General features: G+C 57.2%; 17 protein-coding genes. 5 read left to right on the forward strand and 12 right to left on the reverse strand.

Going from position 1 to position 22,019, the window contains the following annotated elements; translation table 11 throughout:
* Window positions 1-247: 247 nt before the first annotated feature.
* Genes lipA through lpdA form a run of 4 tightly spaced genes read left to right on the forward strand, consistent with a single transcriptional unit; the run spans window position 248 to window position 6,799 of the window.
* Window positions 248-1,186 carry a lipoyl synthase gene (lipA, locus tag ACTCIA_RS09845; protein ID WP_463001641.1) on the forward strand — a complete coding sequence of 313 codons (939 nt, stop codon included), beginning with the start codon at window positions 248-250 and terminating at the stop codon, window positions 1,184-1,186.
* A gap of 43 nt (window positions 1,187-1,229) precedes the next feature.
* A complete protein-coding gene (locus tag ACTCIA_RS09850) occupies window positions 1,230-4,001 on the forward strand; it encodes a 2-oxoglutarate dehydrogenase E1 component (protein ID WP_463001642.1) in 2,772 nt (923 codons plus the stop codon).
* 52 nt (window positions 4,002-4,053) lie between these two features.
* Window positions 4,054-5,391: a 2-oxoglutarate dehydrogenase complex dihydrolipoyllysine-residue succinyltransferase gene (gene odhB / locus ACTCIA_RS09855; RefSeq protein WP_463001643.1), complete on the forward strand. Its 1,338-nt coding sequence runs from the start codon at window positions 4,054-4,056 to the stop codon at window positions 5,389-5,391.
* 1 nt (window position 5,392) lies between these two features.
* Window positions 5,393-6,799, forward strand: coding sequence for a dihydrolipoyl dehydrogenase (gene lpdA / locus ACTCIA_RS09860; RefSeq protein ID WP_463001644.1), 1,407 nt, complete (start codon window positions 5,393-5,395; stop codon window positions 6,797-6,799).
* A 14-nt stretch (window positions 6,800-6,813) separates the two neighbouring features.
* On the opposite strand, the gene ACTCIA_RS09865 is transcribed toward lpdA, so the two are convergent.
* The 12 genes from ACTCIA_RS09865 to ACTCIA_RS09920 all read right to left on the reverse strand — a co-directional run bounded on the left by ACTCIA_RS09865 (window position 6,814) and on the right by ACTCIA_RS09920 (window position 21,157).
* Window positions 6,814-8,235, reverse strand: a complete 1,422-nt coding sequence (locus ACTCIA_RS09865) for an NADH-quinone oxidoreductase subunit N (RefSeq protein ID WP_463001645.1) — start codon at window positions 8,233-8,235, stop codon at window positions 6,814-6,816.
* Window positions 8,232-9,779: a complex I subunit 4 family protein gene (locus ACTCIA_RS09870; RefSeq protein ID WP_463001646.1), complete on the reverse strand. Its 1,548-nt coding sequence runs from the start codon at window positions 9,777-9,779 to the stop codon at window positions 8,232-8,234. Before ACTCIA_RS09870 ends, ACTCIA_RS09865 begins: the two co-directional genes overlap by 4 nt.
* A 14-nt stretch (window positions 9,780-9,793) precedes the next feature.
* Window positions 9,794-11,671 carry an NADH-quinone oxidoreductase subunit 5 family protein gene (locus ACTCIA_RS09875; protein WP_463001647.1) on the reverse strand — a complete coding sequence of 626 codons (1,878 nt, stop codon included), beginning with the start codon at window positions 11,669-11,671 and terminating at the stop codon, window positions 9,794-9,796.
* 17 nt (window positions 11,672-11,688) lie between these two features.
* The gene (nuoK, locus tag ACTCIA_RS09880) at window positions 11,689-12,039 is read right to left on the reverse strand and encodes an NADH-quinone oxidoreductase subunit NuoK (protein WP_463001648.1); all 351 of its coding nucleotides are present in this window, start codon (window positions 12,037-12,039) and stop codon (window positions 11,689-11,691) included.
* Window positions 12,039-12,563, reverse strand: coding sequence for an NADH-quinone oxidoreductase subunit J family protein (locus ACTCIA_RS09885; RefSeq protein WP_463001649.1), 525 nt, complete (start codon window positions 12,561-12,563; stop codon window positions 12,039-12,041). Before ACTCIA_RS09885 ends, nuoK begins: the two co-directional genes overlap by 1 nt.
* 5 nt (window positions 12,564-12,568) lie before the next feature.
* The gene (gene nuoI, locus ACTCIA_RS09890) at window positions 12,569-13,105 is read right to left on the reverse strand and encodes an NADH-quinone oxidoreductase subunit NuoI (RefSeq protein WP_463001650.1); all 537 of its coding nucleotides are present in this window, start codon (window positions 13,103-13,105) and stop codon (window positions 12,569-12,571) included.
* Entirely contained in the window at window positions 13,102-14,091 is a 990-nt protein-coding gene (gene nuoH / locus ACTCIA_RS09895; protein ID WP_463001651.1) for an NADH-quinone oxidoreductase subunit NuoH, read from the reverse strand. The genes nuoI and nuoH overlap by 4 nt, the downstream gene beginning before the upstream one ends.
* A gap of 79 nt (window positions 14,092-14,170) precedes the next feature.
* Complete coding sequence (gene nuoG / locus ACTCIA_RS09900) at window positions 14,171-16,204, reverse strand: NADH-quinone oxidoreductase subunit NuoG (protein WP_463001652.1); 2,034 nt, start codon at window positions 16,202-16,204, stop codon at window positions 14,171-14,173.
* Complete coding sequence (locus ACTCIA_RS09905) at window positions 16,185-17,495, reverse strand: complex I 51 kDa subunit family protein (RefSeq protein WP_463001653.1); 1,311 nt, start codon at window positions 17,493-17,495, stop codon at window positions 16,185-16,187. Before ACTCIA_RS09905 ends, nuoG begins: the two co-directional genes overlap by 20 nt.
* The gene (gene nuoE, locus ACTCIA_RS09910) at window positions 17,496-17,972 is read right to left on the reverse strand and encodes an NADH-quinone oxidoreductase subunit NuoE (protein WP_463001654.1); all 477 of its coding nucleotides are present in this window, start codon (window positions 17,970-17,972) and stop codon (window positions 17,496-17,498) included. It lies immediately after the preceding gene.
* 411 nt (window positions 17,973-18,383) lie between these two features.
* Window positions 18,384-20,738: an NADH-quinone oxidoreductase subunit B/C/D gene (locus tag ACTCIA_RS09915; RefSeq protein WP_463001655.1), complete on the reverse strand. Its 2,355-nt coding sequence runs from the start codon at window positions 20,736-20,738 to the stop codon at window positions 18,384-18,386.
* Window positions 20,735-21,157, reverse strand: a complete 423-nt coding sequence (locus ACTCIA_RS09920) for an NADH-quinone oxidoreductase subunit A (protein WP_463001656.1) — start codon at window positions 21,155-21,157, stop codon at window positions 20,735-20,737. The genes ACTCIA_RS09915 and ACTCIA_RS09920 overlap by 4 nt, the downstream gene beginning before the upstream one ends.
* Window positions 21,158-21,366: 209 nt before the next feature.
* Here ACTCIA_RS09920 and ACTCIA_RS09925 point away from each other — a divergent pair, with 209 nt between their 5' ends.
* Window positions 21,367-22,017 (forward strand): Maf family protein, encoded by a 651-nt coding sequence (locus ACTCIA_RS09925; RefSeq protein ID WP_463001657.1) that lies wholly within the window; start codon window positions 21,367-21,369, stop codon window positions 22,015-22,017.
* Window positions 22,018-22,019 lie beyond the last annotated feature (2 nt).

Below are 22,019 nucleotides of genomic sequence, written 5' to 3' on the forward strand. Positions count from 1 at the left end.
GACAGGCCGAGTTTTTGAAATTTTAAGCGAAGGCATTGGCTGAATCCGTAAACGGTCAGGAGCGAAAAAACTGACCCCGGCCGCAGGGCTTCCTTCCTGCAACAACAGCGGACGCAGTAAAAAGCTTTTTACGGTGCCATCAAGCCCTGGCGGGGAAATCGGGAAAAAATTTGCCGGGCACGGCCGCGGAATTAGACCGGACGGCACAAATACGCGAAATTTTCAAAACGGTTTTTTTCGACATTTCATGGAAACGCGTCAAAACAGGACAAACAAAAACCCGGCCAAGCCTCCCTGGATCCGGGTGGCCGCACCCGGGGGTGATAATTATGAAACCGTCCGCCGCCTCAAAACGGCCGCGGGCCTGCACACGGTCTGCGAATCAGCCCTTTGCCCCAATATCGCGGAATGCTGGCATGCCGGACATGCCACATTCATGATCCTGGGCAACGGCTGTACCCGCAACTGCCGGTTCTGCGGAGTCGCCGGCCGGCCGAAGCCACTGGATAAAGACGAACCCCGGCGCGTGGCAAAAGCCGTTGCCGCCATGGGGCTGGATCACGCGGTGGTGACATCTGTTACCCGGGATGATCTTTCCGACGGGGGAGCCGGCCATTTTGCCGCAACCATCAAAGAAATCCGGAAAAACTGCCCGAACGCGGGCATCGAGGTGCTGGTCCCGGATTTTGCGGCAAACCGCAGGGCCCTTGAAACCGTGCTTGCAGCCGGACCGGACGTGGTGGGACACAACATGGAAACCACGGCCCGGCTCTATCCAACAGTGCGGCCCGTGGCAGACTACCGGCAGTCCCTGGCCCTGCTTTGCACGGCAAAGCGGATCAACCCTGAATGCATTACAAAATCGGGATTCATGCTCGGGCTCGGCGAAACCATGGGCGAAATCCGCCAGACCATCGCCGACATCCGGGCGGCGGGCGTGCAGGTGCTGACCATGGGCCAGTATCTCAAGCCCGGACCGCAAAACATGGACGTGGCGGAATATTTTTCGCCTGAAATCTTTGCACAACTGAAGCAATATGCAACAGAGGCGGGGTTTGCGCTGGTGGAATCCGGCCCTTTTGTACGAAGCTCCTACAGGGCGGCAGCCCAGGCAGAAGCACTGGGGATTATCCGCACACCGAAATCCGGCAAGACCAATCCAGGGCCTGCGGCCTGCGGACAATAACGGCCATGGATCAAAACTGCACAAACAGGAGACGCAACACACAATGACTTATAACGGCCCATGGAGCGCCCAATACATTGAAACCCAATACAACCGCTGGAAGCAGGATCCAAACTCCGTGGACCCGGACTGGCAGTTTTTTTTCCAGGGCTTTGAACTCGGACGGACCCAAAAGCCGGCAGCGTCCGAAGAAGTATGTGAGCCCTGTGACGAGCAAACCGTCAGAAAGCAGTCACGGGTCGAGGCCCTTGTCTACAGGTATCGCGATATCGGGCACCTGCTGTCGTGCACAGATCCCCTTGCGGCATGCCCCACCGACCATCCCCTGTTAAACCCGAAAGCCTTTGGCCTGGATGAAAAAGACATGCAGCGGCGCTTCTACGCGCCGGGCCTGCCTGAACATCCTGGCCGGCAAATGACCCTTGACGAGCTTGTCGATCATCTGCGCCAAACCTACTGCCGCTCTGTTGGTGTGGAATACATGCACATCCAGGACCCGGAAGAACGTAAGTGGCTTCGGCAGCGCATGGAATCCACACAAAACATACCGGCTCTTTCAGATGAGGAAAAAATCCGGATTCTACGGAAATTATCCGAGGCTTCCGCACTTGAGCAGTTTATCCATAAAAAGTACCTGGGCCAGAAACGCTTCAGCGTTGAAGGCGCAGATGTGATCATCCCCATGCTCGATTCCCTGCTGGCCCATGCCGCGGGCGAACACGGCTGCCAACAGATTGTTCTGGGCATGACCCACAGGGGGCGGTTAAACGTTCAGGCCAATATCCTGAACAGGCCGTATGCCGATGTCATCGCTGAGTTTGAAAGCCACCACAATCCGGAAGCCGAAGTTGGCGCCGGAGACGTGAAATATCACAAGGGCTTTCACGGCCAAATCACCACATCGGAGAACAGGCCAATCGATATCCTCATGGCCGACAACCCCAGTCACCTGGAGTCGGTCAACCCGGTGGTGGAGGGAATGGCCCGGGCCCGGCTGGATGCGGCGGGCATTGAAAACACCGGTGCTGTCATGCCGTTACTGCTCCACGGGGACGCGGCCTTTTCAGGCCAGGGAATCGTGGCTGAAACCCTGAACATGTCCCAGCTTGATGGCTATCATACCGGCGGCACCGTACATATCATCGTCAACAACCAGATCGGGTACACGGCCCTGCCCGATGACCTGCGCTCCACCCGGTATGCCACGGATATCGCCAAAAGTTTAATGGTTCCCATTTTCCACATACACGGTGAAAACCCCGAGGCGGCCGTGCATATTGCAAAGCTGGCCTGTGACTACCGGATGCGGTTTAACAAGGACGTGATCATGGATGTGGTCTGCTACCGCAGATACGGCCACAACGAGGGCGATGAGCCCTATTTCACCCAGCCGCTGATGTATGAACGCATCAAAAACCGCCCCACCCCGGCCCGGGTCTATGCCCGGCAGCTCATTGAACAGGGCGTATTGGACGAAAACACAGCCAGCGACATCCAGGAGAAGACAACCCAATGCATCCGGGAAGCCTATGATGGGGTGCAAAAAGAAACCGATCAACCGGCGCAGCAAACCTCAGCCGAGGATCATCCGCCCACAAGGGAGCCTGAAAAGGGCCGGCAGAAACCCCGGGATCAACAGGACCAACAGGATTCCGGCGTGGACACTGCTGTCAAGCCCTCCCTGCTAAAGCAGCTGGCGGCAAAAATCAACGCAGCCCCGGATGATTTCCATCTCCACCCCAAGATTGAAAAGCTCCTGAAAAAACGCCTGGCCGCAGTAAAAGACGGCAAGGGCATAGACTGGGCAAATGCCGAGACCCTGGGGTTTGCCACAATCGTAAACCAGGGCATTTCCGTCCGCCTGTCAGGCCAGGACAGCCAGCGGGGCACTTTCAGCCAGCGCCACAGCGTATTGTTTGACACCGCCACCAACGCGGAGCATGTGCCCATAAATACTGCGGCCAAAGACGGGGGCGGATTTACATCCATCAACAGCCTGCTGTCCGAGGCCGGGGTTTTGGGCTTTGAATACGGCTATTCCCTGGTGCACACAAGCGGCCTGACCATTTGGGAGGCCCAGTTCGGCGATTTTGCCAACAACGCCCAGGCCGTCATTGACCTCTATCTTGCCAGCGGGGAGACCAAGTGGGGGTGTAAAAGCGGCCTTGTGCTGCTGCTGCCCCACGGCTATGAAGGCCAGGGCCCGGATCATTCCAGCAGCCGGGTGGAGCGGTTTTTGCAACTGGCCGCAGATGAAAATTTCTGTGTCTGCAACCCCACCACCCCGGCCCAGTATTATCACCTTTTGCGGGACCAGGCATGCGCCGGGAGGCGAAAACCCCTGATCATCCTGACCCCCAAAAGCCTGCTTCGCCACCCAGAAGCCGTCTCATCCTTAGATGACCTGGCAAAGGGGAAATTCAACCAGGTCATAGACGATGCCCGGGCCCCGAAAAATCCCCAACAGGTGGTGCTGGTATCAGGCAAGCTGTTCTACGACCTGGCAGAGGCCCGGGATGAAAGGGAAGAAAAAAACACGGCCATCGTCCGGGTCGAACAACTCTATCCCTTTGCCGAAAAACAACTGGCTTCGGTGATCAAGAAATACAAAAACTGCCGCCGCTGGGTCTGGGCCCAGGAGGAGCCGGCCAACATGGGGGCATGGAACTACATCCGGCCCCTTCTGGAAACCCGCTTTTCACTCACCCTCAACTATATCGGCCGCAAGGCCTCGGCCAGCACGGCCACGGGATATCACCACGTACACAAGCAACAGCAGCAGCAGATCATTGACATGGTCCTGGAGAAAAAATAAAAACCTGCAGCACAAGCCCGTTGAAACAGCAAAAGCCCTGTAAGGAGGCTCCATGAAAGTCGATATCAAGGTGCCGGAAGTCGGCGAATCCGTAAAAGAAGCCCTGCTGGCGGAATGGTACAAATCAGACGGCGACCGGGTTGACAAAGACGAGCCCGTCTTTGTCCTGGAAACAGACAAGGTCACCCTGGAGGTACCGGCAGAGCAAAGCGGCACCCTGGAAATCCTTGTCCAGGCCGGCCAGAACGTAAAAATCGGTCAGGTGGTGGGCAAAATCGACACGGATGCCGCCCAAACGGATTCGGCGCAAAAGACGGACCAGGAAAAACAACCCCCGGAAACAGAAGAAAAGGCGGCTGAACCAGTGCCTGCGCCGGAACCGGAACCCGAGCCCGCCCCGGAGCCCGGGGCAAAACAGACCCAAGCGGAACCGGGGCCTGAAGACAAACCCGACCGGGCCCCGAAAGCCCAAGAGGCCGGCGATGACAAACAAGCGGCACAACAGGCAGAGACCCTGCCGCCGTCAGTGCGCCGCCTGGTGGCTGAAAACAACCTGGATGTTTCAAAAATCCGGGCAACCGGCCCCAACGGACGGATCACCAAGGGCGATGTGATTGCCCACCTTGAATCCGGCGCCGGAAAAGCTGCAGCCCAGCCGGAGCAAAAAAGTTCCCGGCCTGCGGAAACACAGGAAGCCGTCACCCGAACGCCCATGTCTCCGATCCGAAAATCCATTGCCGCCCACCTGCTCGATGCCAGGCAGAACACCGCCATGCTCACCACGTTTAACGAAATCGACATGAGCCGGGTCAAAACACTGCGCGAGCGGTTCAAAGACACCTTTTACGAGACCCACGGGGCGCGCCTGGGGTTCATGTCCTTTTTTGTCAAAGCATGCGTGGCCGCCCTCAGGGAGTTTCCGGAAATCAACGCCAGCATAGAAGAAGATGAAATCGTCTATCACCATTATTATCACATCGGCATTGCCATTGGCGCCAAAAAGGGCCTGGTGGTGCCGGTCGTCCGGCATGCAGACCAACTCGGTTTTGCAGAAATCGAAGAAGCCATTGCTGACTTTGCCGCGCGCGTGGGAAAAAACCGCATCACCCTTTCCGAACTCGAAGGGGGCACCTTTTCGATCACCAACGGCGGCATCTACGGCTCGCTTTTGTCCACGCCCATTTTAAACATGCCCCAGAGCGCCATTCTGGCCATGCACAAGATCGAGGACCGGCCGGTGGTTGAAAACAAGGAGGTGGTGATCCGGCCCATGATGTATGTGGCGCTCAGCTACGACCACCGGATCGTGGACGGCAAGGACGCGGTGAGCTTTCTGCGGCGCATCAAGGAATTCATTGAAACCCCTGAACGCATGATCATGGAGATATAAAATGGGTGAACAGTCGCGTTATGACTTGATTGTGATCGGCGCCGGCCCGGGCGGATACGTGGCCGCTGCCAGAGCCGGGCAGCTGGGCATGAAAACCGCCTGTGTGGACAAATTTGACAGACCCGGCGGGGTATGCCTCAATTACGGATGCATCCCGAGCAAGGCCCTGCTCGATTCCTCGGAACATGCGGCCCAGGCGGTCAATTCATTTAAAAACCACGGCATCCGCGTGGGCAAGCCGGAAATCGATCTAAAGACCATGATGGGCAGAAAAGACGAGGTTGTCCGGGCGCTTACCGACAACGTGGAAAACCTGCTCAAAGCCAACAACGTGGAGATTATCAAGGGCACGGCCGCACTGCAGGGCGAATCTGCGGTCAGGGTGGAAAAAAACGGCCAGGCACAGACAATCGAGGCGAAAAACATTTTGCTGGCCACCGGCAGCAGCCCGGCCGGGGTCAAGGGCCTTGCGTTTGACGGCCAGTTTATTGTCAACTCAACCGATGCGCTTGCCTTTGACAAGATCCCCAAAAGCCTTCTGATCGTGGGCGGCGGATATATCGGCCTCGAGCTGGGCTCGGTCTGGTCACGCCTGGGGTCAAAGGTGACTGTCGCGGAAATGACAGACCGGATTGCGGGCACGGCAGACAGCCAGTTGTCGCGCCGGCTGCTGCGGATCTTAAAGAGCCAGGGAATCGAATTCAAGCTCAAAACCCGGGTTACCGGCGCGGATGTGCGCAAAAAGACCGTAAAGGTGACACTGGATACAGACGGGGAAAAATCCGAGCAAGTTTGCGAAACCGTGCTGGTGGCCGTGGGCAGGCGCCCGCTGTCTGAAGACCTGGGCCTGGAAGACGCGGGCGTTGAGACCGATTCCAATGGCTTTGTCAAGGTGGATGCCAATTTCCGCACCACTGTCGGCAATATTTATGCCGTGGGCGACCTGATCGGCCAGCCCATGCTGGCCCACAAGGCCTCGGCCGAAGGCCGGGCCGCAGTGGAAATCATGGCCGGAAAACCCGGCGAGGTCAACTACGACGCAGTGCCCATGGTCATCTACACCTTTCCCGAGGCCGCGTCAGTGGGCAAGACAGAGGAGCAGTTAAAACAACAGGGAATTGACTACTGCACCGGTACCTTTCCGCTCACGGGCGCCGGCCGGGCCCGGTGCATGGGCGAAACCGAAGGCATGGTCAAGGTGCTTTCCCACAAAAAAACAGACCGGGTCCTGGGGGTGCACATCCTCTCGCCCCGGGCTTCGGACATGATCGCGGAAGCCGTGTTTGCCATCGAGTTCGGGGCGTCCTCGGAAGACATCGGCCGGATCATGCACGGCCATCCCACATTTGCCGAAGCCCTGCAGGAAGCCGCCCTGGTGACCCGGCAGTGCTCCATATATTCGGGATAGAACTCCCCCGCCGCTCAGGGAAGCAGCCCTGCTGTCATGGCACCGGCCAGGGCCGTCATGTATCGGGGATAAAGGCCGCCGGCCACCATGAAAACAATCATGGCAAGGGCCAGGAGCCTGAAGGGCAGGGATACAGCAATGGCCCGGGGCTGTGACGCAGGTGCAGTAAAATACGCGGCCTTAAGGACGCCGAGGTAATAGTAAAGCGATATCACCACGTTCAACATGGCAATGATCACCAGCCACAGCAGACCCTGTTCCATGGCGGCCTTAAAAACAAGCAGCTTTGCCGTAAAACCGATGGTGGGCGGAATGCCCGCCAGCCCGAAAAGCGCCAGCAGCAGGGCCAGAGCCAGCACAGGCGCCCGTTGGTGCAGGCCGGCAAGGGCATCTGTTTTGATGTTTCTGCCGCCGTCTGCGGCCTTGACCACCACCATGAAACAGGTGAATTTCATCACCATAAGCGACAGTCCGTAAAATATTGCACCTGTATAGCCCATGGCGTTTGCACTCAATATCCCGATCATCACGTAGCCGGCATGGGCCACGCTGGAAAAGGCCAGAAGCCGCTTGATATCCTTCTGGGCCATGGCCGCGAGATTGCCCGCGGTCATGGAAGCAACCGATACGAAAATCAGCACCCAGGCCACCCGGTCGCTCTGCCCCCCGGTCAGGGCGATCATGCGCACCAAAATGGCAATGGCAGCCACCTTTGAGGCAGTGGCAATGTATGCCGACACCTGGTGGGGGGCGGCCTCGTAGGCGTCAGGGGCCCATAAATGAAAGGGAAAAACCGCCAGCTTGAAAAAAAATCCCGACAACGACAGAACAAAACCGGTAAAAACCACGGGCTCATTGATCCTTGCCGGCACCTGCCCCATCAGCTCGGCCATGTGCGCTGTTCCAAACGCGCCGTAAACCAGGGCAAACCCGAAAAGCATCACAGCAGATGATGCCGCGCCAAAAACGAAATACTGAAATGCCGGCGCCGCCCCTTTTGGGTATCCCCGGCGAAAATAGACCAGCACATAAAGGCTGTAAGAAGAAATCTCAAGGGAAATATAGATGGTCAGCAGATGTACGGAGCTTGCCAGCAGCATCATGGCAAGGGTAGACAAGCAAAGCAGGAGGTAGAATTCGCTGTGCCGGGCCTTGTCCACTCCTGAAAGATCGGCGCAAAGACATACGGTAAGAAAGAACCCGGAATAGATAAGGGCCTTAAACACCTGGGAGTAAAGATCCACCTGATAGACTCCCTCAAAGACAAGGCCTTCAAAACCCGCAGTGCAGACCGTCAGGACCAGACCGGCCGCAGACAGCATCATGGCCGCGGCATAATCCCGTCCGGGACGGCCCCGGCCCAGACAGAAAAAGAAAAACACGCCTCCTACCGCCAGTGTATAGAGTTCGGGAATAAACAGGATCCAGTCCGTCATGGCCATACGCTCATCAATTCAGTGAAAAGGGTCTCAACGCTTTCCGGGCCTGCAAGCCCGACTGCCGGTCCCAGGGCATGGATCAGGGGAACCGAGGCGGTCTGGATCAGGTCATACATGAGAAACGGCATCAGACCGAAGCCCACGATGGCCGCGGCCAGCACCGCCCGGGGCATACCCATTGCAAAACTCATGTCCTTTAAATGCGCCCAGCGGGGATTCAGGGGCCCAAAGCAGGTATTGCGGACAACCCGGAGCATGAACAGGGCGTTTACCACCAAAACCCCCACGGATATCATTGCCAGGGCCGGATAAACCCGGAATGCTGCGATAAAAACCAGCAGTTCGGCCCAGAAGCTGGCCAGGCAGGGCACACCGATGCCGGCAAGCGCGGCAATAACAAAATAGCTGCTGGCCGCGGGCATCACAGCCGACAAACCGCCGAGTTCGCCGATTTCCCGGGTGTGGGTGCGGTCATAGATATGTCCCACAGCCGAGAAAAAAAGGGCGGTCATGACCCCGTGGGCAAACATCTGAAACACCGCCCCGTTAATCCCGTCCACTGTCATGGTGGCAAACCCGAGGCCCACGATTCCCATGTGGGAAACACTGGAATAGCCGATCACAAACTTGAGATCCGTCTGGCGAAGGCCCACCATGACCCCGTAGACAATCCCGATGACCGCCAGAACCGCCATCATCGGCGACCAGTACATCCAGCCTTCCGGGCACAGAAACATGCCCACCCGCAGGATGCCGAAAGCCCCGATCTTCATGAGCACGCCGGCATGCAGCATGCTCACCGCCGTGGGGGCGGCCACGTGACCCGTGGGCGACCAGGAGTGAAACGGCCATACCCCGGCCAGAATCCCGAATCCGATATAAAAAAGCAAAAATGCGGTTTTCTGCTCAAAACCGGAAAAAGACGCATTTTCCACCAGGGCGGGCAGAGAAAACGTCTCCAGGCCGGATACGGCTGCCAGATAAATGATGCCCGGCAGAATCAGTGCGCTTCCGAACAAAAGATACAGGGTCAGTTTCATGGCCCCGTACTCCCGTGCGCTGCTGCCCCAGATCACAATGAGCAGATACATGGGAAGAAGGGAGACATCAAACCACACGAAAATAAAAAACAGGTCAAGGGCCATGAACATGCCGTAAACGCCGATGACCAGGAGGATAAACAGGGCGAAGAATTCCTTTACCCGAAAATCGAGTTCCCACATGGAAACAACCCCGGTGAAAAACACAATTCCGGTGAGCAGAAGCATGGGCGCGGCAAATCCGTCTATGCCGTTTAAATAGGAAATGCCCATGGAGGGAATCCAGTCCAGGCGCTCCACGAACTGCATGCCCCCCGCCGCCCGGTCATATGCGGCAAACAAAAAAACCGACAGGGCCAGGGTTGCAGCCGAACATGCCGCACTCACCCATTTGACCGCCGCATTGCTGTTTTTGGGCAGCACCAGCACCAGCGCCAGCCCGCTTACGCATATCAGCAGGATCGTGCTCAAAAACGGAAAGTGTGCGGCATGCATCTGCATGTTTCCCATTTCCTTTAAACAACCAGCAAAATGAGTGTCAATCCGAACATCACGGCAAACGCCACCATCAGCTTCGGCTGGATCATGGCCCGGTGCCATCCCGCAGCCATGCGTCCGCAGATAACAACCCAGCCGGTGATCATGGCCAGCGCCCCTTCAATCACCCGATTCTCCGTCCGCCGGGCCCCCTCGGCAATGCCCCGGTCCAGGACCCGGTCGGTTATCCAGGCGTAAACATGATCCAGGTACCAGCGGCTGGCAAAAAGACGGCCCACAGGCCCGATTTTCTCAGCAAACCCCACCTGATCCGAGGCGCTGCGGCCAAATTGCATCCACGCGGCAAAAATGCCTGCAACCGCCAGAACCGGAGAGGCGATATGGGCCAAAAACGCCGTATGACCGTCTTTGGCATGTGGGCTGTGGATACTGATAAAATCCTGAAAGCCTTGTGCAAAAAACCCCGCCGCCAGGGTAATCACAGCCAGGATCACCAGCACCGCATACATGGCCGCACTGGCGGGCACAGACCCGTGGCCGTGGCTGTTGGCGCCGGCCGCTTGGGTGCGGGGAAACAGGATGATAAAAATCAGGCGGAACGTATAATATGCGGTCAGAAACACTCCGGCAAGCCCGCAAAACAGCCATACGGGATTGTCTGCAGCCGCCAGCGCTCCCATGATCGCCTCTTTGCTGAAAAAACCGGAAAAGGGCCATATTCCGGCAAGCGCCAGGGCGCCGGCTGTCATGCAGACCATGGCTGTTTTCATGCGGCGTCCGCCGGCCCGGCCGATGACAAACATATCGTTTGTATCATGGGCATGGATCAAAACCCCGGCACATAAAAACAACAGCGCCTTGAACCCGGCATGGGTGGTGAGGTGAAATATCCCGGCCGCATAACCGCCCGCGCCAAGGGCCATGATCATGAAACCGAGCTGGCTGATGGTGGAATAAGCCCACACCTGCTTAATATCCCGGCTCACCATGGCCATGGTGGCTGAAAGCAGCATGCTGACAGTACCCACTGCCATGCACACGGTCATGACCGTATCTGACTGGCTGAAAAACGGAAACAGCCGGCCCAACAAAAAAACCCCGGCGGCAACCATTGTGGCGGAATGAAGCAGGGCACTGACCGGCGTGGGGCCCTCCATGGCATCGGGCAGCCAGGTCATGAGCGGAAACTGGGCGCTTTTGCCGATGATCCCGCCGAATACCAGCAGTGCGGATGCGGTTGTCATGGCACTGGAAAGCCCGTGTGCGCCGCTGTTTAACTCAAAGATCTGCAATGTCCCCCCCCAGACCAGCAAAATCAGCCAGCCCCAGAAAAACAGGGTATCGCCGGCCCGGGTCATGATAAACGCCTTTTTTCCCGCCCGGGTGGCGGAAAACTTCTCATACCAGAAACCAATGAGCAGATAGGATGAAACACCCACCAGCTCCCAGAATATAAAGACCTGGAGGATATTGGGGGCAAGCACCAAACCGGACATGGCCCAGGCAAACAGGGACATGAACCCAAAATACCGCCCATAGCCGGCATCGCCGGCCATGTAGCCAAGGGAATAAACCTGGACCAGAAACGCAATACAGGTCACAATCACCAGCATGACAAGGCTCAACGGATCGAGCAGCGTCCCAACGGCAATCTCAAAATCCCCTGAGGCCATCCATGTCACAGAAGATTGCAGGGGCGCATCCATTCCCAAATGGCGGACCAAAAGACAAACCGCGCAGATCAGGGACACGGCCGCGGCAGCCACGGAAGTCCCGGCCGCTGCTCTGGGCAGGCCCCGGAGAAACACCAGGATGATCCCGAAGGCCGCCAGGGGCACCACGGCCGCGGCCCAGGCCAGGTAAAGCGAAATTTCGGGTACGGGTTGGGGAAGCATGATAAAAGTTTTAAGTGTTAAGTGTTAAGGGTTAAGGGTTCGGAAGCGGCTTTCGGGTCCGGGACACGCGGGCTGTTTTCAATGCATTGCGGATCTATGCTGTGTCGCTGCCGGTATATGCAAACCACCATGGCCAGGCCCACTGACACCTCGGCTGCGGCCACGGCCACGATAAAAAGGGCCATGACCTGGCCTTCGATCTGCTGAAACTGCAGGCCTGCGCCCACAAACACAATGGCAGCAGCGTTTAACATGATCTCCAGGCCCACAATGATCATAATCAGGTTCCTGCGGGTCAAAGTGCAGATCATTCCCATCAGAAACACAATGGCCCCAAGCAGCATAACATGGGTATAGGGTACGATCATCACGGCTCCTTGTTTCCGGATTGTTTCCGTCTGCCCGCCCTGCCCAGGTGAAGGGCCCCGATCAGGGCCACCAGGAGAAGAATCGATACCATCTCCACTGCCAGCCAGTGTTGGTCAAACAAATAAAACCCGAACGCAGCGGGTGAAGCCGCTGCCGCAGCCATTGGCCTGCCGGCTTCAGGGCCTGAAAAAAAAGCGACCAGCAACGCGGCGGCAATATATACCCCGCAGACCCCGAAGGCCGCCAGGTAGTGGGCTGCCGGAAAGGGGCGATCGGCTCCCGGAGCCATCCGGATCATCATGACAATGAAGAGAAAAAGCACCATAATGGCCCCGGCGTATAAGATCACCTGGAAGATCCCCACAAGCGGTGCGCCCAGAAGATAAAACAGCAGGGCTGTTGCAATAAAGGACACCACCAGGTAAAGCACCGCATGAACCATGTGCTTTCTGGTGATCGCCAGGCCCGCAGAGGCGATGATCAGCGCGGCAATGATATAGAAAAACACGGCGTAAACAGTCATATCCCTCACGGCATGTTGGTTCTGACATTGACCGGCGGCGACTCGTTTATATGCCCGCCCTTTGGGCGGATCGCGTCGGCCACGCCGGCATGATCGTAGAAATTGTAATTTGGGTCCTTTCCGCAGTGGTCCACCTGGAGATCCTCCTTTTCAGCAACCATCTTCAGGATGTCCCGGTCTGCATGTTCAAAAGACGGGGTGAGCTGGATGGCTGCGGTGGGACAGGCCTCCTCGCAGAGCCCGCAGTATATGCACCGGCCGAAATTGATCCGGAACCATGCCGCATACCGCCGACCTTCCGGGTTTTCGGCAGCCTGCATGGAAATGCAGTCCACCGGGCACGCAGCCGAGCAAAGATAGCAGGCCACACAGCGCTCCCTGCCGTCTGGATCAACGGTTAAAATGATGCGTGCCCTGGACCGGGCCGGCAGGGGGCGCTTGTACTCGGGATACAGCTCCGTGGCCGGTCCCCGGAAAATGTGTTTCAATGTGGTGTAAAAACCCGTGCAAAGCGAATGCACGACCAAAAACAATTCCTTCATATGCCCACCATCACAAACCCGGTAATCACGATATTGATCAGGGCCGCAGGGATCAGAAACTTCCAGCCCAGGTCCATGAGCTGATCATAACGGAACCTGGGCAACGTGGCCCGGATCCAGATCATGGCGGTTACCACCAGAACAATTTTTACAAGCAGCCACAACGGTGCGGGCAAAAAAGGCCCGCGCCAGCCCCCGAGGAAAAACACCGCTGTAAGGGCCCCGAGAACCTGCATCTGCACGTATTCCCCCAGAAAAAACATCCCGAAGCGCATGCCACTGTATTCCGTGTGATACCCCGAGCCGAGCTCGGCCTCGGCTTCGGGCAGATCAAAGGGAATGCGCTTGCTTTCGGCCATGGCAGAGAGAAAAAATATGACAAAGGCCAGGGGCTGGACCAGGATAAACGGCCTGCCCGCCTGGGCCTCTACGATATCGACCAGGCTCAGAGAGCCCGCCAGCATGACCACCGGGACAATGGAAAGCCCCAGGGCCAGTTCGTAGCTGATCATCTGGGCCGCCCCGCGGATGCTGCCGAGCATGGCATACTTGGAATCCGAGGCCCATCCGCCCAGCACCACCCCGTAAACACTCAAAGAAGCCATGGCAAAAACATAGAGCAGCCCCACATTCATGTCCGTGACCACCATGGGAATCTTTCTGCCGCCAAGGTGTAAGTCCGGACCCATGGGCACCACCGCAAAGGTGAGCAGGGCTGTGGCGGCAACAACAGCCGGGGCAAACAAAAAAATCCAACGGTGGGCTCCCTGGGGTATGACATCTTCTTTTGTCAAAAGCTTGATGCCGTCGGAAACAGGCTGGAGCAGGCCGAAAATTCCAGTGCGGTTGGGCCCGATGCGGGCCTGGAAACGGCCCAGCAGCTTGCGTTCCAAAAGCACCAGGTAGGCGGCCAGCAAAAGAACGCCGGTTAAAATCACCGCGATCTTAAACATTAAAATGGCATATCCTGTCAGCCAGAGTCCCATTGCTGCTGCCTTGTGTTTATTGATCCCAAACCGCCCGGCCCGATTTTTGCCGCCACGGACCGGGCGTTTTTTTTCGCCGTTATTGCAAAGGAAAAATCCGCACGCCTTGTGCTGCCATGGTTTTGACCGGCGCTGTCACCGGATAGGTTTTTGTCATCCACTCGATCATTTCCCCGGGGCCGGCCGGCGGAGCCAGACCCGCAATCTGCCAGGCTGCCTGCCAGGCACCGGGCATATCACCTCCGGGAATGGCTGAGCCGATAACCCTTGGGGGATGGCCGCCTGCCCCGGTTATGCGCACGGGCGTGCCCCCGGCATGGGCGGGGGGTGACCATTGGGCCCTTGCTTCCTGGTTTACATAGATTCCCCCGGCTTCATAGACGCTTGACACCGGGACGACAATATCTGCCCGGGAAACGAGTTCAGTGGCCATGCAGTCGGCAGCACACAAAAATTCCAGGCCTTTGAGCGCGCAGTCCAGACGATCCCGGTCGGCACAGTTTTGCCAGAGATCGCTTTGCACGGCCACCAACGCCTTGATTTCACCGGATTCCATGGCATTGATGAGTTCATCCGGCGTTTTTGCCCGGTGATCCAGCAAAAGCCCGCCAAAAGTGTTGGCCTTGGGCAGGGTGTAAAACAGGCGCGCTTCCTTTTTGTTTTTGCGCAATTGTTTGACAAGGCCGGATGCGGCCAAAACCGTGTTTTGATCTAAAATGGCAGTGCCGCACAGGATCACCGGAAAGCGGCTGCGTTGGATCTGATCCCGGATTGCCGCCATTTTGCCGGCATTGCCGCCAATTTTGTTTTCCGGCTCAATACCGGACAACAAATCAATGATTTCATCAGGTGCGGCCACAACCTGCCGGAATTCAAACGGCCACTCAAGGTCTCTGGGATCAATGGCTGCAACCCCTGCCCCTGCCCGCCACGCCTGGCGCATGGCCAGGGCGAGCATGGGGGCCTCGTCCAAAGCATCTGCGCCCACAGCCAGAATCATGTCCGCGGATTCAACCGCTTTCATGGATACAACGTTTTCCGGGTTCAGGCCGGAAACCACGGCCGGTGCTGCCGGAGCGGCTGCCAGGTCATCGAAAAAAAACCCGCGCCAGGACCGGCGCCTGCACATATCCATCCATGCAGCCAGGGTTTCCAGGCTGCTGCGCCCGGAACCGGCAACCGCAATGGCACCGGCGCCGTATTGCTCCGCCAGGCTATCGATCCGCCCGGCCGCGGCAGCAGCGGCCTTTTGCGGGGTCATTGCTTTTGCCGCCACACGGCCCTGCCTGGGGCGGTTTTCCGAGTTGGCCCAGGAAAATCCGTATCTTCCGCGATCACAGATAAAAGCGCCGTTGACCGCCCGGCTGAAAGCCGCCTCCAAACGGACAACCTGCCTGTACCTGGCAGAGACCGTGATGCTGCAGCCCAGACTGCAGGTGGTACACACGCCGGTGGTCCGCTCAAAATCCCATCTGCGGCCGGTGTAGCGCGACGGCTTGTCCGTGTAGACACCCGTGGGGCAGAGATCGATCAGATTTCCGGAAAACGGGTTTTCAAGCACGCCGTCTTTGTAGCGCCCGAAATAAATCCGCTGGGCAATGCCCATGACCCCGAGGTCTGTGTATCCGCAATACTCCTGGTAAAACCGGGAACAGCGGTAGCACTGAATGCAGCGATTTTCCTCGTGGCTGATCAACGGCCCCAGGTACTGGTCCGCATATGTGCGCTTTTTGCCGGCAAACCTGCGCATGCCGTGGCCGCCGGCCACGGTGAGGTCCTGGAGCAGACAATGGCCGCCTTCGTCGCAAACCGGGCAGTCATGCGGGTGGTTCATCATCATCCACTCAATGACATGCCTTCTGAAATCCACGGCCTCGGCATCGTCTGTTGAGACCACCATGCCGTCTTCGGCCTCGATCATGCAGCTCATCCGGATGCCCTCGACCGGACCGTCTATGAATTTCACCGCACACACCCGGCAGGCGCCCACGGCCCCGAGTTCGGCGAAATAACAAAACCGCGGAATATAGATGCCGGCGCTTTCGGCTGCATCAATGACCCGGGTGCCTTTGGCAACCCTGATCTTTTTGTTGTCAATAATGAGATCCGGCATAATTTTTGTCTGATTGCCCGTCTTTAAACGGGCATCCCTGGTTTTCGATATGGGCCGTGACTTCTGCGTAAAAATCCTCGATCAGCCCCTGAACCGGAGCCACGGCGCCGGGCGCAAACGCGCAATAGGAATATTTCATATGTCCGCACATTTTCCGTATCATTTCAATGTATTCAGCCCTGCCCTGCCCGGCCTCGATGCGGTTTAGCAGATCCAGGATATACGGCAGCCCTTCCCGGCAGGGCGTGCACCAGCCGCAGGACTCCCTGACAAAAAAGGTCATCAGGTTGGCGGCCACCTGCACCAGACAGGTCTTGTGATCAAAGACCATGATCGCCCCGGTGCCCAGCCGATAGCCGTTTTGTTCCATATCGTCGTAATCGAGCCGGACGTGACACATGGACCCGGGCATAATCCGCGTGGAGGCCCCGCCCGGCATGCACGCCTTAAGCCTTGAGCCCGGTATCATGCCCCCGGCATGTTCTTCGATGAGCTCTGAGAGCCGGATGCCCATGGGCAGCTCGAAGCAGCCGGGATGATTGACCCTTCCGCTTACGGAAAACACCTTGGTGCCGGCCCCGCTTTCGGTCAGGGCCAGGGACCTGAACCATGGTGCCCCTTTGGAAATGACATGGGGCACGCAGCACAGGGTTTCAACATTTTGTACTTCAGTGGGCTGCTGCCACAGCCCGCTGGTGGTGGGATAAGGCGGCGGCCGCTTTGGATTGGCGCGTTTCCCCTCAAGTGCGTTGATCAGCGCCGTGCCCTCCCCGCAGATATAACGGCCGGCGCTGCGGTGGACAATCAGCTCACAGTCGCGGCCGGAGCCGAGAATGTTTTTGCCGGCAAGCCCGGCTTCCCGGGCTACCTGGATTTCCCGCTCCAGAATCCGGGCGGCGTTTTCGTATTCCCGCCGGATGAAAATCACGGCGATTTCGGCCTCAATGGCCCGGGCGGCCAGCACAATGCCCTCAATGAGCTGGTGGGGATCGGCATGAATCAACACCCGGTCCTTGAAAGTGCCCGGTTCCATTTCATCGGCATTGCACACCAGATATCTCGGATGCGGGGCATTGTCAGGCACAGTTGCCATTTTTTTCCCAATGGGAAACCCGGCGCCGCCACGGCCCAGAAGGCGGGCCTCAAGCAGAATCTCCCGGATATCGCCGGGCGGGGGATCATTTTTGACAAATGCGTTTTCAAGCGCCTGATACCCCCCGCTTTGCCGGTATTCGTCAATCGTGGCGATCCGGCCGGATTTTCGGTTTTTCAGCAGTACCCGGGGATGCATTTATTTTTCCCGCCTGAGGTCTTCAATGATTTGATCAAACTTTTCCAAAGTCAAACGACCATACACTGTCTGGTTGATCATGAGCGCCGGGGCCAGATCGCAATAGCCCAGACAGCAAACCGGAAGCAGGGTAAACATGCCGTCATCTGTGGTCTGGCCCATTCGGATGCCGAGTTTTTCCTGCATGTGCTCCACAAAGGACCCATAACCATCGGTCATCCAGCAGATCACGCTGTCGCAGACATGGATGACGTATTTTCCCACCGGCTGTCTGTAGATATAGTTGTAAAAGGTTGCCAGTTCCTCGATTTCCAAAGGATTCATATTTAAAAGCCGCGCGGTCTGCTCCAGGGCCTCGTCTGAAAACCAGCCGTAGAACTGCTGGACTTCGAGCATTACGTCAATGACCATTTCCCTTGGGCGCCCGGTCCGGCGCAGTCGTTTTTCCACTTCATTGATATAAGTTTCAGGCAGCATTTGTCTTTGATGCACCATAAAAAGTCTGATTTCAGATGGCGCGGTAAAAAGCTTTTTACCGCGACCGCTGTTTTTGCAGGAAGGAAGCCCTGCGGCCGGGGTCAGTTTTTTTGCTCCTGATCGTTTTTGCGGATTTATCAAATGCCTTTGCTTAAAATTGACAAACCCGCCCTGCTTTCCTCAAACAGTTTGAAATTTTCACGCAAAAACGATCAATGTCGCTTCAAAAACCGACCCCGTCCTTGGACTTCCTTGAAAGTGTTTCCCCCGGCCGCAGCCCGGGACCAAACACTGCAAACAACTTTTTGCCCCATGCTTAAAAGCTTTGATTTTATTTTTTTGAACCTTGAACTTTGAACCTTGAACCTTGAACGAAGTTATTTAGAAGCTTTTTACCGCGCCATCCGTCTGTTACCTGTCAATATCTGCGGGGGTATAGTCATGTGCCCCGATAATGGCAATGAAATCGGCAATGGTTGCGCCTTTGCAGATTTTGGCAAACGCCTGGATATTGGTAAAACTCGAAGCCCGGATGCGCACCCGGTAGGCAAAGCCCAGCCCGTCGCTGACAACGTAGTAGCCCTGCTCGCCCCGGGGATTTTCCGTTGCCGCATATGCCTCGCCCCTTGGGATTTTCGGCCCCCGGGAGACATTGATGAAATGATGGATCAGGCTTTCAATGTCTTTTAGCATGTCCTGCCTTTCAGGCACCACATACCGGTAATCCGCTGAGATGTATCTCCCCCCGGGCATTTGATCAATGACCTGCCGGATGATCCGCACACTTTGCCGGCATTCCTCTGCCCGCAGGCGAAACCGTGTCCAGCAGTCGCTGACCGTGTCTGTGGGCACGTCAAAATCCAGGCTGCCGTAAACCGAATAGGGCATGTTTTTGCGCAAGTCCCAGTTGACCCCGGTGGACCTGAGATTGGGGCCGGTTACCCCCAGATCCATTGCATCGTGTTTTTCCATCAGGCCCACATCCACGGTGCGGGCCCTGAAAACCGGATTTTTCAGAGTGATTTTTTCGTACTCGCCAAGCCTTTTGGGAAACACCCGCAAAAACGCCTCCACTGGTTCCTTCCAGCCTTCGGGAAGATCAGCGGCCACACCGCCCGGCCGGAAAAAAGCGGGATGGAGCCGTCCGCCGGAGATCATCTCCACGATATCCATGATCATCTCCCGGTCCCGGAAGGCATAAAAGTTGGGCGTAAGGGCTCCCACGTCATTTGCCGTAATGCCCATGTAGGCCATATGGTTGGCAATCCTGGAAAGTTCGGCAAAAAGCACCCGGATGTATTCGGCGCGTTCGGGCACACGAATGCCCGCTATCTTTTCCACGGCCAGGACGTAGGGAAACTCGTTTGCCGCCCCCACCAGATAATCCACCCGGTCGGTGTAGGGGATATACTGTATCCAGTGCTGGCGCTCGCCGATTTTTTCCGCCCCCCGGTGGTGGTAGCCGATATCCATGTCCAGGCCGGTGATGGTTTCCCCTTCCATTTTTGCGATATACCGGATAATGCCATGGGTTCCGGTGTGGTGCGGGCCGATGTTTAAGACATAGGACTCGCCGTCTTCATCCACCCGGTAAAACTGCTCTCCGGCCCTGGGCTGCAGGTTGCGCGCATCTTCTATGGTGTAGGCGGGCATTTCAGTGGCCCGTCCCGGGTATGATTTCCGCAGCGGATGGCCCTGCCAGCCCTCGGGCATCAAAAGCCGGCGCAAATCCGGATGCCCGGAAAACCGGATCCCGAACATGTCATAGATTTCACGCTCGTACCAGCCGGCGTTTTCCCAGAGCTCGTGGATGCTTTGCGTCTCCGGGTATCTGCCGTACAGGGCCGCCCTGATCCGCACCCGCACGGCCGGATCAAAGGCCAGCAGATGATACACCAGGGTGAAATCCGGGTAATCCTCCGGGTTCTGCCGGGCGGATTGATCCACTGCGGTGTAATCCTCCAGGCGCAGAAAGCGCGGGCTGGACTCAAATTTGAAAAATCGCAGAACCTCGGGGGCCCGGCTTGGGTCCACATCAATGGTGAGCATGTCAGCGCTTTTTTCCGCAGGTGCCACAGCATCACCAAAACGCCGGACCAGTTGCGATGTTATCTCGTTTTCAACCGCGCCCGGGGTGATTTGCGCCGCAGGCGGAGTCCACATGAATTGTGCCCGGGTTCCGTTGAAATCAGGCGGGGTCACGGAACTGCCCCGAACGGGAATGCCGTTCATACCCGGCCCCCGGGTGTCGCGGGTCTTGGTTTCCCCGTCCACCAGCACGGGGGAAACGGTTCCCTGGCTGCCGCCGGCCATATGAAAAACCCTGGCTGACGGCCGTTCCTCGGATTGGATTTTTTCCTGCAGCCGGGTCAGGCCATGGAGTACCGCTTCAGGCCGGGGCGGGCATCCCGGGATGTAAACATCCACGGGCAGGATCTGGTTGACCCCCTGGACCACCGAATAGACATCATACATTCCGCCGGTATTGGCGCACGATCCCATGGATATCACCCATTTGGGCTCGGCCATCTGCTCATAGAGGCGCAGCACCACCGGCGCCACTTTCTTGAACACGGTTCCTGAAATAATGAGCAGATCGGCCTGTCTTGGCGAAAGGCGCAGCACCTCTGCGCCGAAACGGGCAATATCGTATCGCGGCGTCCATGCGGTGATCTCTTCAACAAAACAGCACGACAGCCCGAAATACATGGGCCAGAGACTCGTTGCCCGGGCCCAGTTGATGACACTGTCCACAGCCCGGCTCACCTGCGTCCGGCTCTTTTGTTCTTTCCGCCGCTTAATGCCAGTCCTCCCTTGAACCAAATGTAGACCAGGCCCATGAGCAAAACGAAAATAAAAAAGGTCATCTGCACCATGGCCTTTGCCCCGAGGGCTTTGACAGCCAGGGCCCAGGAAAAGATAAATGCGCCTTCCACATCAAAAATCAGAAAAAACACCGCCACCAGAAAAAAGGGCACCGGGTAGCGAATCGGCGTTGATCCGGTTGGGATAATTCCGCTTTCATAAGGGCGGAGCTTGTTTTCATTGACACGTTTTTCACCGAGAAAGCCGGTGAGGATCATCAACACCGCCATCATCAGAAAAACGGCAAAAATAAACGCCAGGAAGCTGACCACCCCGGGCGTCCAGGAGGAAAGCGCATATGTGTGATTTACCGGAAACATCGACCCTCCCGGTCCCGGGCGCATCAACTGCGCCATGTTCTGCAGTGCCATGTCTGCACAGTTTGTTAACAATTCCACTCTTTTGATTAAATTAATCATAGACATCCGGTCTTGCCAGTATTCCGGCAGTATTGGTCAATGGGAGCACCCCGCCGGTCATTGCGGCTCTTTCTTGCCAATCCTGAAGGGATTTGGTAATCAATGTATATATGAACCCGTTAAATGAAAAAAACCCCATTGTCCTGGCCTCTGAATCACCCCGGCGCAGGCGGCTGCTTGAGCAGGCACAGATCGTATTTTGTGTGGTGCCCAGCGGAATCGATGAGGATGCCATCCGCGGCCCGGAGCCGGAGAGCCATGCGCAAATCCTGGCTGCGGCCAAGGCAGAGGCGGTTGCAAAACAATATCCCCATGCCTGGGTGATCGGGGCGGACTCCATTGTGGTCATCGACGGGCTGATCCTGAACAAACCGGAATCAGCCGCCGGGGCAAGGCAGATGCTCAGGCGCTTAAGCGGGCGCACCCACCGGGTGATCACCGGCTACAGCATCTGGTGTGAAAGCCGGGAGCACCGCCACAGCGATGCCTGCATCACCGAGGTGACATTTAAGCAATTGACCGAAGATGAGATCAACTGGTACACACAAACCCCGGAACCCCGGGACAAGGCCGGGGGTTATGCCATCCAGGGCATTGCCGCATTCATGGTCAAAAGCATACACGGATCCTATACAAACGTGGTGGGCCTGCCCATGTGCGAGATCGTCGGGCATTTGACCCGGCACGGGGCCATCGGGCAAAGGCCCGGGCCCGGACAAACCCGCAGCCCGGCCGCAGCTGATGCCGCGGGAAAGTGTTGATA

The organism is Desulfosalsimonas sp., assembly GCF_055149105.1.